Genomic DNA, 15,261 nt, shown 5'->3' on the forward strand with positions numbered 1-15,261 from the left:
CTGTCACCTACTCCCCTAATCACCTACTCACCTAATTACCCAAGCACCTCTTATGAGGCAAAGGGCCTATATTCGCCGCTAGTTCGGTGATGGGGTGCCACCATGAACCGCCAGAGCCTAGCGGCTTTGTGCTGATGACTCCTGGGTTTGCCACGGCCTCGCGTTGGTGAGGCGTGGTATGGTATCGGCTTTTACCCTGTTGCTCGTGGCTCCTCGTCCTTCTCGTTTCTTGCGGCCCCTGCTGGCCCTCAAACAAGCGCCGCAGCTGTTGTTTCTGGTCCGCTGGCTGCTGATTTGCGCCGTGGTGGCGGGGCTGGCTGGTTCGGCGTCGGCCTTCTTCCTTGTCGCGCTTGACTGGGTTACTGCCTGGCGAGAAATGCACCCTTGGATAATCTGGCTGCTGCCAGTGAGCGGCTTCGTGGTGGGGGGCAGCTACCATTACCTGGGGCAAAGCGTAGTGAAAGGCAGCAACCTCATCCTCGACGAGATTCACAATCCGCGCCAAGTCATTCCGTTGCGCATGGCCCCGCTGGTGCTGTTTGGCACCTTGGCCACGCACTTATTTGGCGGCTCGGCTGGCCGCGAAGGCACCGCCGTACAAATGGGCGGCGCCCTCGCCGACCAACTCACCCGCCTGCTCGGCCTGCGCCCCCGCGACCGAAAAATCCTGCTCATCGCCGGCATTAGCGCCGGTTTCGCCTCCGTGTTCGGGACGCCGCTGGCCGGGGCCGTTTTCGGGCTCGAAGTGTTCCTGCTAGGCTCCATCCGCTACGACGCCATCTTGCCCAGCTTCCTGGCCGCCATCGGCGCCGACCTCGTGACGCGAGCCTGGGGCGTGGGCCATACGGACTACCCACTGCTCGACGTGCCGCCCATTACGCCCGGTACGCTGCTGCTCACGCTGGGCTGCGGCATTCTGTTTGGACTTACCGCCCGCGGCTTCGTCGGCCTCACACACGGTATCACGCGGCTGTTTCAGGGCATTGCCTATCCGCCGCTGCGCCCGGTGGTAGGCGGCGCGCTGGTGGCGCTGGCCGTGGCGGCGCTAGGTACCACCAAGTACATTGGGCTGGGTATTCCGACCATCGTGGCCGCGTTTGAGGCGCCGCTGCCGCCCCAGGATTTTCTGTTGAAGCTCTTGCTAACGGCCCTCACGCTGGGCTGCGGCTTCAAGGGCGGCGAAGTGACGCCGCTGTTCTTTATTGGCGCAACGCTGGGCTCGGCTTTGGCGTTGGTGCTGCCATTGCCGGTGGCGTTGCTGGCAGCGCTGGGCTTCGTGGCCGTGTTTGCCGGAGCGGCCAATACGCCGCTGGCCTGCACCCTGATGGGGCTGGAACTGTTCGGGACGCCAGCTGGCGGATATTTAGCGCTGGCCTGCGTGGCGGCCTACCTGTTCTCGGGCCATACCGGCATCTACTCCGCTCAGGTTGTCGGGCGGGCCAAACACCTGCGCTTCGGCCGGGAGCAGGGCCAGCCACTCGGCAACATCCCAGCGCACCGCCAAACCCGGCCAACAGCAACAGGCCCGGAGAGCCGCGACTGAAACGTCACGGGCTTCCGAACCTGGTTAGATTACTAGAGCGGTTTCGAAGTCAGTGTACGGCGGAAGAGGTAGGGGCTGGTGCCGCCTCGGCGTATCCTCCTTCCTCAACTGCTCTAACTAGGTACGGCGCGGACTGATTCCGCCGCTGTGTACACGCATGCCGAAACTGCTCTAAGATGTACTTGCAGACCCCACCCCCGTCCCCTCCCCTCCGGGAGAGGGGTGCGTTCTGAATAAACAACGACAGCGTTGCGGACGTCTGGCACCCCTCTCCCGGAGGGGAGGGGACGGGGGTGGGGTTAAACGACGGCGCTTCTTACTACCTACTACCAACTTACTTCCAGCCACCTCCCAATGCCCGGTACACGTTGACCGTGGCATTCATTTGCTGCATCTTGGTTTCGATCAGGTCAAACTTCGATTCGAGGGCGTCGCGCTGGGTGAACAGCACTTCCGTGTAGTCGGCTCGGGCGGAGCGGAAGAGGCTGTTCGAAATCGTGTTGGACTGATTAAGCGCCTGCACGGCTTTGGCTTTCTCTTCGTAGCTTTTTTGCAGGTTGCCGATGCTGGCCAGCTGGTTGGCTACCTCCACGTACGCGTTTAGAACGGTCCGCTCGTACTGATAAATCGCCTGGGTTTGCACGGCATTGGCCGTGCCGTACACCGCTTTGATGCCGTTACGGTTAACCAAAGGAGCAACCAAGTCACCCGCCAACGAATACATCATGGATTCGGGCGTCGAGAGCAACATACCGGGCTTGAACGCCTCAAAACCCGCGGTGCCCGTGATGCGCAACGCCGGGTAGAAGTTGGCCCGCGCCACTTTCACGTCCAGCTTAGCTGCCGCCAAATTCTGTTCGGCCTGCCGGATATCCGGCCGGTTCAGCAGCAACTGCGAGGGCACTCCCGCCTGAATGGAAGTAGGTACTAAGTCGTTGAACGAGGCGTCGTCGCGGACGATGGGGCGGGGGTAGCGGCCGACCAGGAAGTTAATCCGGTTTTCGGTTTCCGTGATGCGCTGCTGAATGTTGAATTGCAGGCTGCGGGTGTTGTGCACCTGCGCCTCGAAGCGTTGCACCGCCAGCTCCGTCACCCGGGCCGATTCTTTCTGGAGCTTCACCAGTTCCAGCGCGTTGGTTTGCAGCTCGATGTTCTGCTTGGTAAGGGCCAGTTGGTTGTCGAGAGCCAGCAATTCGTAGTACGAGTTGGCAATCTCGGCAATGAGGTTCGTCACCGTGAAATTCCGGCCTTCCACGCTGGCCAGGTAGCGCATGGCCGCCGCGTTTCGGGCATTGCGCAGCTTGTGCCAGATGTCCACTTCCCAGCTGGCGAAGGCGCCTAGCTGGTAGTTGGCCAGCGGGTCGGGCGTTGGCTTGTCGGGCTTGATATTGATGGCTTCCTCCGTAGCGCCCCGGAGCGTATACCGGCCTGGGCGCTCCGCCTCGGCCTTGGCCCCCAGACCCACGAAGGGTAGATACTCGCCTTTTCGGATTTGCACTTCGTTGCGGGCAATCTGGATTTCCTGCAACGCGATGTTCAGCTCCTGGTTGTTGCGCAGCGCGGTATCAATGAGGGCCGTCAGGTTGGGGTCGGTGAAGAACTGCTTCCACTGCGTGCGGGCCGTGCTGGCCGTATCCTGGGCGGTGGCGCTGGTATAGCTGGCCGGAACACTGCGGTTCACTTTTCTCTCCACCAACTGCGGCGTTTTACAAGCCCCAACCGCTAAGGCCAGGCAGGCGGCGCTAAAACCTTGGTAGATGCGTCTCTTAAGCATAAGGCTCCGTTTCTTCAATTAGTACCCGCGGCTCAACGCCCTCGGTTACCGGGTATTCGTTTTCGTCCCGAATCAACTTGCGGCCTGCTGCCAATGTCCCGAAGATGTAGTACAAGCCGGGAATGATGATGACCCCGAAAATGGTACCGAACAGCATCCCGCCCAGGGCCGAAGTGCCAATAGTGCGGTTGCCAATAGCCCCGGCCCCCGTGGCCAGCACCAGCGGAATCAGACCCGCGATGAAGGCGAAGGAAGTCATCAGGATGGGGCGGAAACGGGCCTTGGACCCTTCAATGGCCGCTTCCAGCACCGACATGCCTTGCTCGTGCTTCTGCACGGCAAATTCCACAATCAATACGGCATTCTTACCAAGCAAGCCCACCAGCATCACCAGCCCTACTTGGGCGTAAATGTCGTTGGCCAGGCCCAGCAGTTTGAGCAGCAAAAACGACCCGAACACGCCCGTCGGCAGCGACAGTATCACCACCAGCGGGAGCAGGAAGCTCTCGTACTGCGCGGCGAGCACCAGGTACACGAACACCAGCACGATGGCGAAGATGACCACGGCTTCGTTGCCGCGCGACACCTCGTCTTTCGACAGGCCGCCCCAATCAATATCGTAGCCCCGGGGGAGGGTTTTGCTGGCTACTTCTTGCACTGCTTTGAGGGCTTCGCCGCTGCTGTAGCCCTCGGCCGGACCCCCGCGAATGGAGCCGGTGGTATACATGTTGTAGCGGTTAATCTCGTTGGCGCCCTGGGTCTTCACGATGCGCATGAAGGCCGAAAAAGGCACCATCTCGTCGCGGTTGTTTTTCACGTACAGCTGCATGATGTCCTGCGGCAGCTTGCGGTACTCCGGCGAAGCCTGCACGAACACCTTGAAGAAGCGCTGGTACTTGATAAAGCCCAGCTCGTAGGTACTACCCACCAGAATCGAGAGCGTGTTCATGGCGTTGCCGATGCTCACGCCTTTCTGCATCGCCCGCTGGTTGTCGATCTGCAACTCGTACTGCGGATACTTCGCGCTGTAGAAGGTAAACAGGCCCGTTAGCTCCTTGCGCTTTCTGAGTTGGGCCATGAAGTCCTCGTTCACCTTTTCGAGGGCCTTGTAGTCGCCGGTGTTGGTTTTATCCAGCAGTTGCAGCTGGAAGCCGCCCGCCGCGCCGTAGCCGGGTACTGCCGGTGGCTCGAAAAACTCGATGGTGGCTCCCGGAATTTCGTGCGCCTTTTTCTCCAGTTCTTCAATGATTTCCGTGACGGACTGCTTGCGCTCCGACCACGGTTTGAGGTTAATCAGGCAAGTACCGGCGTTGGAACCCCGGCCTTCCGTGAGTACCTCATAGCCCGCGATGGTCGAAATGTTTTCGATGCCGGGCACTCCCTTCGATAGCTGCTGCAAACGCCGGGCAATGTCGTTGGTGCGCTCCAGGGTGGAGCCAGGCGGCGTCTGCACGATGGCGTAAATCAAGCCCTGGTCTTCGCTCGGAATAAAGCCGGAAGGCAGCTTAGAGCTGATGCCGAATATGCCCAGACTGAACGCCAGGAACATTCCAAACGTGACCAGCCGCCGGTTTACGATGAGCTCCAATAGGCCCGTATAGCGGCCCGTAAGCCGCTCGAAGCCCCGGTTGAACCAGTCGAGGAACCGGTTGATGGGCGTTTTCTTGCGGGGCTGTCCGTGCGTGTTTTTCAGCAGCATGGCGCACAGCACCGGCGTCAGCGTCAGGGCCACGACCCCGGAAATCACGATGGACGAGGCCATCGTAATGGAGAACTGCCGGTAGAAAATGCCGACCGGGCCGCTCATGAAGGCCACCGGAATAAATACGGCCGTCATCAGGATGGTGATGGCGATAATAGCTCCGCCAATCTCGCCCACCACTTTTCGCACCGCGTTGTACGGCGACAGGTGTTCTTCCTCCATTTTCACGTGCACGGCTTCCACCACCACAATGGCGTTGTCGACCACGATACCAATCGAGAGTACCAGTGCAAACAGCGTAATCATGTTGATAGTCAGCCCAAACGCCTGCATGGCCACGAAGGCCCCGATGAGCGATACCGGTACGGCCAGGATGGGAATCAGGGTTGAGCGCCAGTCGCCGAGGAAGATGAACACCACCAGCGCCACCAGAATAAAGGCGTCCCGGAGCGTGTGAATCACGTTTTCGGTGGATGCATCCAGGAAGTTGGAAACGTCATAGCTGATTTTATAGTCCATGCCCGGCGGCATGGTCTTCTTCAGCTCGTCGAGCTTGGATTTTACGCTGGCAATAACGTCGCTGGCGTTGCTGCCGTAGGTTTGCTTGAGCACGATGGCCGCCGACGGGTAGTCGTCGAGGTTGGAGTAGATGTCGTAATACTCGCTGCCCAGCTCCACGTTGGCTACGTCTTTGAGGCGCAGCACTTCGCCGTTCGGGTTAGCCCGGACAATGACGTTTTTGTACTGCTCCACGTCGTTGAAGCGGCCCTGGTAGGTTAGCACGTATTCCAACGCTTCGGCTCGCTTGCCGTCGCTGCGGCCGATACGACCCGGCGAGCCAATAACGCTCTGGTCGTTGAGGGCTTCCATTACTTCGTCGGCCGAAACGTTGTAGGCGCGCATCCGGTCGGGCTTCAACCACACCCGCATGGCGTACTGCCGGCTCCCCAGAATGCTGGCCTGCCCGATGCCGTTGATGCGCTGGATTTCGGGCAGCATGTTCACGCCGGCGAAGTTGAAGAGGAACTTCATGTCGGTGTTCTTGTCCTTGCTGTACAAGTTCACGTACATGAGCATGTTGGGCACGATGCGGTTCACGATAACCCCTTCGCGCTGCACAATCACCGGTAAGCGGTTCAGCACCTGGGCAATCCGGGTATTCACGTTCACGACGGCCTGGTCGGGATTGGTGCCGAGGTTGAACACCACCTGGATGTTGGCTTCCCCGGCGCTGGTGGCGTCGGAGGTCATGTATTTCATGCCTGGCACCCCGTTCACGGCCTGTTCCAGCGGAATCAGCACCGATTCGGTGAGCACCTTGGCGCTGGCCCCCGGATAAGACGCCCGCACGATAACCATGGGCGGCGAAATCTCCGGGAACTGGGAGATGGGCAGCGTCTTGATGGCAATGAAGCCCATGAACATGATTACCACCGAAATAACGATGGCAAACACGGGTCGACGAATGAATTTAGCAAACATATGTCTTGCTGTTGTGGCGTGCCGACTCTACTCGGAGTACACCTTGAGGTGAGGAATTACCGTTTTCGGATCTTCGTAGGTGTAGCTTATCTTATCACCATCCTTCACCTTGCGCAGCCCTTCCAGCAAAATCTTGTCGGTGCCCGACAAGCCCTGCTGAATGGCGTACAGGTCCGGCATTTCGGCCCCAATGGTGATTTCCCGCTGGTGCACCACGCTGTTTTTGTCTACCACGTACACGTATTTTTTCTCCAGGACTTCGAACGTGGCCTTTTGCGGGATGATGAGGGCTTTTTTGAGCGGCACGGTCATGAGAATGTTGCCGGTTTCGCCGTTGCGCAACAGCCCTTTGGGGTTGGGAAAAGTGGCCCGGAAGGGAATGTTGCCGGTTTCGTTGTTGAAGTCGGCCTCAATGGTTTGCACCACGCCCGGATACTGAAACACCTCGTTGTTGGCCATCAGCAGCTTCACGTTCTGCGCGTCGCTGGATGGGGCGTGGGTTTTGTAAGACAGGTACTCGGCTTCCGGCACGTTGAAATACACCCACATTTTGCTGTTGTCCGACAGCGTCGTCAGCAAATCACCCTCATCGACCAAGCTGCCCAACCGGCCCTGGAAATGGTCCATGATGCCATCGAACGGCGCCTTAATGGCCGTAAACGCCAGGTGCGTCTGGGCCAGGGCTACCTCCGCGTTGGCCTTGTCATATTTGGCTTGGGCCAGGGCCAACTCGCTCTTGGATACTACGTTGTTGTCGGCTAGCTTTTTGGTGTTCTGGTATTCCAGCCCCACGAACTTGGCTTCGGCCTGCGATTTTTGCAGTTCGGCCTGATAGATCAGGGGCATGATCTGAAACATGAGCTGGCCCTTCTTCACCGACTGCCCTTCGTCGACGTAAATCTTTTGCAGATAGCCTTTCTCTAGTGCCCGGAGCTCAATGTGCTGTATGGAATGGATCTGGGCCACGTATTCTTTGGTAACCGTGGTGTCCTTCTTCAGAGGGCTGGTAACCAGAAGCTTGATTTGCTCTTCCTTTGCCTCTTGTTTGTGCGTGCAGCTCGTACCGCAGTACAAGACACCGACGCTCATGAGCATGAGCAGGGACCTTCTTTTCATAAGAACTGTGCTGGTGATCCTAGGAGATGTTGTGTAAGAGAAGTGCGCGGGATGGGGTGCGTTAAGCGCCGGCATCAAGCACTGTAGCTGGCTGTTTTTCTGAGGGTTGGCCCGTTGATCGTGCGCAAACGGTAGGGGCGAAGCCTAGAGAAATACCAGCGTTGCAGTGCTTGTAATGGCTGCAGGAGCGACACAAAACACTCACCTGCACATGAAGACGGTATGAAGCAAGCAGCCCAACCATTCAAAAATTCTTTTTTGTTGAACGAGGCTCACCTGGCGTAGAAAACCGCGCAGAAAAATAGCAGAAGCACTGTTTGCAGGCGGGCTCCCGACCACGCTCCAATACCAATCAGGCCGTTACCAGCTGCGGCTTTTCGGTGTAGATTTCGCCGGGTTCGGCGTGGTCGTCCTGGTGCAGGCTGCGGTAGGCCCGCTCGAAAATCAGCGGGAAGATGAACAGCGTCAGTACCGTGCCGGTAATCAGGCCGCCGATAACTACAATGGCCAGCGGCTTCGACGTTTCGGAGCCGATGCCGGTGCTGATGGCGGCCGGCATCAGGCCGATGGTAGCCATTAGGGCCGTCATCACCACCGGCCGCACGCGGGTTTTCACGCCGTCGAAGATGCTCTCATCGAGGCTCATTTTCCTTAATAGGTTCTGCTTGAAAACCGAGATGAGAATCACCCCGTTCTGAATGCAGATACCAAAGAGCGCAATGAAGCCGATACCGGCTGAAATCGAGAAGTTGGTGTGCGTGATGAGCAGCGAGGCAATGCCGCCGATGATGGCGAAAGGCACGTTCAGCAGCACCAGCCCAGCGTCTTTGAGGTTGCCGAACAGAATGAACAAAATGAAGAAAATCAGCCCCAGCGAAATAGGCACCACCTGGGTGAGGCGCTGGGTAGCGCGGCGCTGATTCTCGAAGTCGCCGGTCCACTTCATGGAGTAGCCCTTGGGCAGCTGCACCCGTTGCCGCACTTTCTTCTGCGCCTCTTCGATGGTGGAACCCATGTCGCGGCCGCGGATGCTGAACTTCACGGCCGAGAAGCGCTTGTTGTCGTCGCGGTAGATGAGCGAAGGGCCGGTGACGGGCACGATGCGCGAGATTTCCGATATCGGAATCATCTTGCCCGCCTGCGTAGGCACCATCAGCTGGCCGATCTGGGCTGGTGTCTGGCGATACTGCGCCTCGTAGCGCACCCGCACCGGAAACTTCCGCTCGCCTTCGTAGAGCTGGGTGGCCTGCTTGCCGCCCACGGCCATTTCCAGCACCGCGTTGGCGTCGGCCTTGCTCACGCCGTAGCTGGCCATCAGCTGCTCGTTCAGCTCCACGTGCAATTCGGGCTGGCCGATGTTGTGCAGCAGGCCCAGGTCGTCGATGCCCTTCACCTCCTTCAGCACGTTGTACACCTCGCTGGCCTTGCCCTCCATCAGCCCCAAATCGGTGCCGTAAATCTTCACCGCAATGGAGCCCTTTACGCCCGAGGCAGCTTCCTCCACGTTGTCCATGATGGGCTGCGAGAAGTTGAACACCACGCCGGGGAAGCGAGCCAGCTGGCCTTTCATGTTCTCGATGAGCGCCTCGCGGTAAGCGGCGTGCTTCATTTTGTCCTGCACTTCCTTGGTGTGCTTGATCTGCACCAGAAACTCGTTGTTATAAAAGCCTGTGGGGTCGGTGCCGTCGTTGGGGCGGCCGGTCTGGCTCACCACGTCCGACACTTCGGGGTAGGCCAGAAACACCCGGCGCATCTCGTTGCAAAGCTTGTTCGACTCGTCCAGGCCGATGCTCAGCGGCAGCTGCGCCCGCACGTAAATGGAACCCTCGTTCAGCTCGGGCAAGAATTCCGAACCCAGGAACTTGAAGGCGCCCAGACCAAGGGCTACGGCGGCCGTGGCAACAAGCAAACTCAGGGTCTTACGACTGTACGTGAGGCGAAAGAAGCGCGCCGCCCCGCGGTTGATAGCGCGCACGAAAAAGTTGTCTTTCTCCCGCACGTTCTGGTTGAGCAGCATGGAAGCCAGCACCGGCACCAGCGTGAGCGTGAAGACGAGCGCGCCAAGCAGGGCGAAGCCCAGCGTCCAGGCCAGCGGCGAGAACATCTTGCCTTCCACTTTTTCGAACGAGAAAATTGGCAGCAGGGCGGTGATGATGATGGCCTTGGAGAAGAAAATAGCCTTGCCCATGTCGCGGCCCGTTTTCTTGATCAGGCCCAGCTTGGCCAGGTGGTTGAACCGCTCCATGCCCACCTTGTGCGCCTTGTGGTCCAGGGCCACAAAGAGCCCTTCCACCATCACCACGGCCCCGTCGATGATGATGCCGAAGTCGATGGCGCCCATCGAAAGCAAGTTGGCCGACATGCCCTTCAGGCGCAAACAGATGAAGGCAAACAGCAGCGCCAGCGGGATAATCACCGACACAATAATGGTGGTGCGCCAATCGGCCATGAACAGGAACACAATCACGGTCACGAGCACGATGCCTTCGAGCAGGTTGTGAATCACGGTTTCGGTGGAGAAGTCGATGAGTTGCTGCCGGTCGTAGAAGGTCCTGATCTGCACGTTGTGGGGCAGAATCTTCTCGTTCAGCTCGTGCACTTTCTCTTGCAGGCGGGCAATTACCTCCGAGGGGTTTTCGCCTTTGCGCATCACCACAATGCCTTCCACTTTGTCGTCTTCGAGCCCGCGGCCCACCTTGCCCAGGCGCGGCAAGGCCGATTCCTGCACGACGGCCACGTTCTTGATCAGAATCGGGGCGCCGTTGATGTTCTTGATGACGGTGTTGTTGATGTCGCCGATGTCGTTCAAGAGCCCAATGCCGCGCACCACGAAATTCTGCTGGCCGGCATTGATGACGTCGCCGCCCACGTTGATGTTGGAGCGCTGAATGGCCTCGTACACGTCGAGCGGAGTGATGCCGAAGGTTTGCAGCTTGGTGGGGTCCACGCTGATTTCGTAGCCCTTCACCTCGCCGCCGAAGCTGTTCACGTCGGCCACACCGGGCACGGCCTTCAGGTTGCGCTCAATCACCCAGTCCTGAATGGTTTTCAGCTCGCGCGCCGTTTTGCCTTTGCCATCCAGAGTGTAGCGGTAGATTTCGCCGGTGGGGCCGTAGGGTGGCTGCACCTCGGGGTTGATTTGGTCGGGCAAATCCACGCCGGCCAGTAGATTATTCACCTGTTGGCGGGCGAAAAAATCCTCCACGCCGTCGTCGAAAATCACCTTCACCACCGACAGGCCGAAGAGCGACGTGCTGCGCACCGAAGTCTTCTTCTGCACCGGGTTCAGCGCAATTTCGATGGGCGCCGTTACAAACTTCTCAATCTCCTCGGCCGAACGGCCCGGCCACTGCGTGATGATGGTGATTTCCGTGTTCGTAACGTCCGGAAAGGCCTCGATGGGAGTGTTGCGGTAGCTTACCACCCCGGCCACGATGACCACCACGGTCATCAGAAACACGAAGCCACGGTTTTTGAGCGAAAAGGCGATGATGCCTTGGATGAACTTGTTCATTTTCAATGAATCAATGAGGAATGAACAATGAGCAATTGGCGGACAATGAAGGCAATAGCCAACCGGAGCAAGGTCTTTGAGACCTTGCTCATTGTCAATTGATCATTGACTAATCTAGTCGTTCAGCTGGTTGTACAAGAGCAGCTGGTTTTTAGCGATAATTACGTCGCCGGACCGCACGCCCGACTCCACGTAGCTCACGTCGCCGACGGTCTTGAGCACGTTTACCTCGCGGGTATCCACGTGCTGCCGGTCGCGGTACACCATCAGGAAGTTGCGGTCTTTGTCGAAGATGACGGCCTTGGCGGGCACGGCCAGCAGTTGGCGGTTTTCCGTGTTGGACACCTTGATCTGAGCGTACATCTGCGGCTTGAGCAGGAAGTCGGGGTTCTTCAGCCGCACTCGCACTTTCATCACCTTGGCATCGGGGTCGAGCACGTTGAACACTTTGTCGATGCGACCCTGGAAGTGTTTATCGGGGTAGGCGAGGGTGGTCACGTCGGCGGCGTAGCCTTCTTTCACCTTCGAGATGTCCGACTCGAACACGTTGGCCATAATCCACACATCGTCCAGGTTGGCAATAGTGAAAAAATGGTCCACGTTGTCGTTGGTGTACTGCATGCTCTCGGTCACGTTCTTCTCCGTGATAAAACCCGAAATAGGCGCCCGCACGGCGTATTTACCGTCGGCCGTCACGCCGTACACGCCCAGCTGCTTACGCGACTTGCCCACGTTGCTCTGCGCTTTTTGCAGCTCTTTGCGAGCCAGCACCACGTCGCGCTCCGAGGCCAGCCCGGCCTGAAATTGATCTTCGGCTACGGCCAGGTTCTTGCGGGCAATATCGAGGTCGGTGCCGGCGGTGCTGCTCTGGTTCTGGAGGTCGGCAATCTCACCAGACCGCACGATGGCCAGCACCTGGCCCTTCTGCACGTAGTCGCCGAGTTCTACGCGCAGGTCTTCCACCACGCCGCCCACTAGCGGAAACACCTTAGCCGTCCGGTCGCCGTTGCTGGCAATCTGGCCGGAGAGAGTCAATTCGTCGCGTACGGGCTCCTCTCGCACGGTATCGAGCTTGATTTCGCGCATCATGGTGTCGGAGAGCGAGAAGCCAGCCTCGGCTTTGGGCGGAGTGGCGTCGGATTGGGTGCAGCCGCTGAAGCCGGCGAGCATGCTCACAAGGATCACAGAAGAAAGCAAAGAAGCAAAGCGGTTCATAGTCAGACGGAGAGTTGAAAGAAGCGGATTATTGGGCCGGCGCGAGCACCGGGCGGCCCACGGCGTAGTTGAGCTGCTCGTAAGCACGGATGCGGTTGTTGGTGCGCTGATTGCGCTGCAACAGGTTCTCCTTATAGGATTCGTAGAAGTCCAGAAACTCCACGATAGTGATGTTGCGGCGGGCATAGCTCTGCTCGATGCCGTCGATGAGCCGGTCGAAGTCGGCGGCGCCGCGGTCGGAGCCCTCGGCCAGCTGTTCGGCTTGGCGGGCCAGTTCATACGCCTGGTGCACATCGGTGCGCACTTGCAATTGCTGCTGCTGCACTTGCAGTTTGCCCCCCTCGGCCTGGGCGCGGGCCGTGCGGATGTTGCCTTGGTTGCGGTTGAAGATGGGCACGGCCACACCCAGCGTTACGGCGTTGTAGTTCGGGATGTAGGAGCCGGCGCGGTCGTACACGTAGCCCACCGCCAAGTCGGGCGTGGCCAGGGCGCGCTGTAGGCGCAGGTTTTCCTGCTGCTGCTGGGCCAGGGCCTGGCGGGCGCGTACATCGGCGCGGTAGGTCTGGGCCGAGTCGGCCAAGGTAGCCTCGGCGGGGGCTTGGCCGAGCGTTAGGGCCCGGATGGCCGCCACCGATACCTGCGGTTGGTAATACGCAGTGGCGTTGTCGGCGCGCAGCAGCACGTGCAAGTCGCTCTGATCCTGCGCAATGTCGATGAGCAGGTTTTGCCGCTCCGTTTGCAGATCAAACAGGAAAGCCTTGAGGCGCACCACATCTTTCAGGGCCACGTTGCCCTTGTTGAACTGGCTTTCGTAGAGGCCGATAGTGTGCTGAAACTCCGTAATCTGCCGGTCATAGACCCGCAACGACTGCTGCTTGAAGTACAAGTCGTAGTAGGTGGTGCGCAGCTGGAAGCGGAGCGTGCGGAGCAGGTCCTGGAAGTTGTACTGCTCGGCCAGCGCGCCTTGCTGCGCTACTTTAGTGGCCGCTTTGCGCCGGCCTGCCAGGGCAAACAGCTGCTGCACCTGCACTATGCTCTGCCCGGTCTTGCTGACGTCGAAGCTTTTGCGCGTCTGGGGGTTGTACGTGTTCTGCTCCACCGAAATGGTGGGATTGTCCCAGAGGCGGGCCTGCACTATCTGCGCCTCCGCGGCCGATACGCTGTACCGCTGAGCAAGCAGGTCGAGGTTGCCGCTGAGGAACTGGTTCTCGGCTTGGGGCAGGGTAAGACTTAGGGTATCGGCCGGCGCGGCGGCGTGGGCAGTGGCCGCCGTCAGCAGGAGGCTGGCGGCCAGGAACAAGAAGCGGAGAGGAGCGAAGCGCATGTGTCTGAATGATTGACCATGCAAGAGTACGCCCCCCGTATTAGGACTGAATTAGAGGAGGATTAGAAACGGATTAGAGACGATACTTTTATGAAAAATGCGCCTCTATCCGCTAAAAAAGCCCTTTTTTCAAAGCGAGAGGTTGCAAAAAAATGACGCCTTCTACCATCGAGCAATGGCCATCACGGTTTAGAACACCACTTCCACCACTGTTCCCTCGCCTAAGCGGGAGGTAATCAGCAGCTGGCCGCCGTGCAGCTCCACGATGCGGCGGGCCAGGGGCAGTCCTACGCCGTGGCCGCTCACGTGGCGGGCATTATTGGCCCGGAAGAAGGGCTGAAAAATCTGCGGCAGCGCCTTTTCTTCGATGCCAATCCCGTGGTCCTGCACTTGAATTCGGCTGTGCCCCTCCTGGTAATCGAAGCGCACCGATACCGCCTGCTCCGAGTACTTCAGCGCGTTGTCGAGTAGGTTGGTGAGGGCATGGCTGAGCAGGCGGCGGCTACCCCGGATTTCGAGGTGGTCTTGCTCGGCCGGCAGCTCGCCCAGCGTGATGTGCACGCGCTGGCGTTGGTCGGGCGCTACGGCTTCCCGCGCTTCCCACAGCAGCTCATCCAGCCGGATATCGTCGGCTTCGAGGGCGGCCGGGTCAGTTTGGCTGAGTTCGAGCAGGTTGTTGATGAGCAATTTGAGTTGTTGCAGCTCGTGCAAGACTGACGCCACGGCTTGCTGGTAACTCGCCACGTCCCGCTCGCGCGTCAGCAGCACTTGCAACTCGCCAATGGTGGCCGTGAGCGGGGTGCGCAGCTCGTGAGAAGCATTGCTGACGAAGGTGCGTTGGGCCTCAAACCCATCGGCCAGGCGCTCCAGCATTCGGTTGAAAGTGCCGGCCAACCGCGTAATCTCGTCTTGCTCGGGGCTCTTTCCTGCATCCACGCGCAGGTGCAAATCCTGCGTCGTGATGCGGTCCACTTGGTCGTTGACGGCGGCAATGGGCGCCAGCGCCCGGCCCGCGAAGATGCGGCCCGCCACGTAAATCACCACCAGGCTGCCCACGAAGATGCTCGTTAGAATGGTGGCTAAGTACTCCAGCCGGGCCTGGCCGGCGCGGTTCTCTGCCGCCGCTACTATGATGTATTCGCCCTGGTTGTCGCGGTAAAAAAGGCCTACGGCCTGGCGGGGACCAATATCGAAGAAAACTTCATTTTCGGCGACAATGCGGGCCAGCATCCGGTCGGAAATCCCGATGCGCCGGTCTTGCTCAATGAAGCGAGGCTGCCGCTGGGCATCATAAATTTGAAGCACTTCACCGGCGAGCCGATGCAGGTAGCGCCGCTGAAATTCCCGAAAAGCAGCGTTCCGCAGCTCGTCCTGCTCCAAAAACACGTAGCCCGTCACCTCGGCCCGGTCGCGCAGGCGCTGATGAAACTCCTCGTGGGTGTAGTCGGCTTGCAGAATGTAGACCACCGACATAGCCGCCAGCAGCAGCACGGCCACCAGCCCCAGAAACAGCCACGTCAGCCGGTTACGAATGGTCACGGAATGAGTTGGTTTAGCGCGTGAAAATGCTGGGCAAGGTGCCCTGCGTAGA

8 protein-coding genes and 1 riboswitch are annotated in these 15,261 nt (G+C 59.2%); of the genes, 1 reads left to right on the forward strand and 7 read right to left on the reverse strand.

Going from position 1 to position 15,261, the window contains the following annotated elements; genetic code table 11:
- Nucleotides 1–76 precede the first annotated feature (76 nt).
- A riboswitch (Fluoride riboswitch) is annotated at nt 77–151 on the forward strand.
- 54 nt (nt 152–205) lie between these two features.
- Nucleotides 206–1,543: a chloride channel protein gene (locus ACYSMN_RS01020; RefSeq protein ID WP_488921968.1), complete on the forward strand. Its 1,338-nt coding sequence runs from the start codon at nt 206–208 to the stop codon at nt 1,541–1,543.
- 334 nt (nt 1,544–1,877) lie between these two features.
- Here the strand turns inward: ACYSMN_RS01020 and ACYSMN_RS01025 are convergent, their stop codons facing one another.
- The 7 genes from ACYSMN_RS01025 to ACYSMN_RS01055 form a co-directional block, all read right to left on the reverse strand.
- Nucleotides 1,878–3,317: a TolC family protein gene (locus ACYSMN_RS01025; RefSeq protein ID WP_488921969.1), complete on the reverse strand. Its 1,440-nt coding sequence runs from the start codon at nt 3,315–3,317 to the stop codon at nt 1,878–1,880.
- Nucleotides 3,310–6,501, reverse strand: a complete 3,192-nt coding sequence (locus tag ACYSMN_RS01030) for an efflux RND transporter permease subunit (RefSeq protein WP_488921970.1) — start codon at nt 6,499–6,501, stop codon at nt 3,310–3,312. The genes ACYSMN_RS01025 and ACYSMN_RS01030 overlap by 8 nt, the downstream gene beginning before the upstream one ends.
- A gap of 27 nt (nt 6,502–6,528) precedes the next feature.
- Entirely contained in the window at nt 6,529–7,617 is a 1,089-nt protein-coding gene (locus ACYSMN_RS01035; RefSeq protein ID WP_488921971.1) for an efflux RND transporter periplasmic adaptor subunit, read from the reverse strand.
- Between the two features lie 352 nt (nt 7,618–7,969).
- Nucleotides 7,970–11,131: an efflux RND transporter permease subunit gene (locus ACYSMN_RS01040; RefSeq protein WP_488921972.1), complete on the reverse strand. Its 3,162-nt coding sequence runs from the start codon at nt 11,129–11,131 to the stop codon at nt 7,970–7,972.
- A gap of 114 nt (nt 11,132–11,245) precedes the next feature.
- Complete coding sequence (locus tag ACYSMN_RS01045) at nt 11,246–12,301, reverse strand: efflux RND transporter periplasmic adaptor subunit (RefSeq protein ID WP_488921973.1); 1,056 nt, start codon at nt 12,299–12,301, stop codon at nt 11,246–11,248.
- A gap of 73 nt (nt 12,302–12,374) precedes the next feature.
- Nucleotides 12,375–13,670: a TolC family protein gene (locus ACYSMN_RS01050; RefSeq protein ID WP_488921974.1), complete on the reverse strand. Its 1,296-nt coding sequence runs from the start codon at nt 13,668–13,670 to the stop codon at nt 12,375–12,377.
- A gap of 189 nt (nt 13,671–13,859) precedes the next feature.
- Entirely contained in the window at nt 13,860–15,209 is a 1,350-nt protein-coding gene (locus ACYSMN_RS01055) for a sensor histidine kinase (protein ID WP_488921975.1), read from the reverse strand.
- Nucleotides 15,210–15,261: the final 52 nt, after the last annotated feature.

Source organism: Hymenobacter sp. M1-2 (assembly GCF_057808495.1).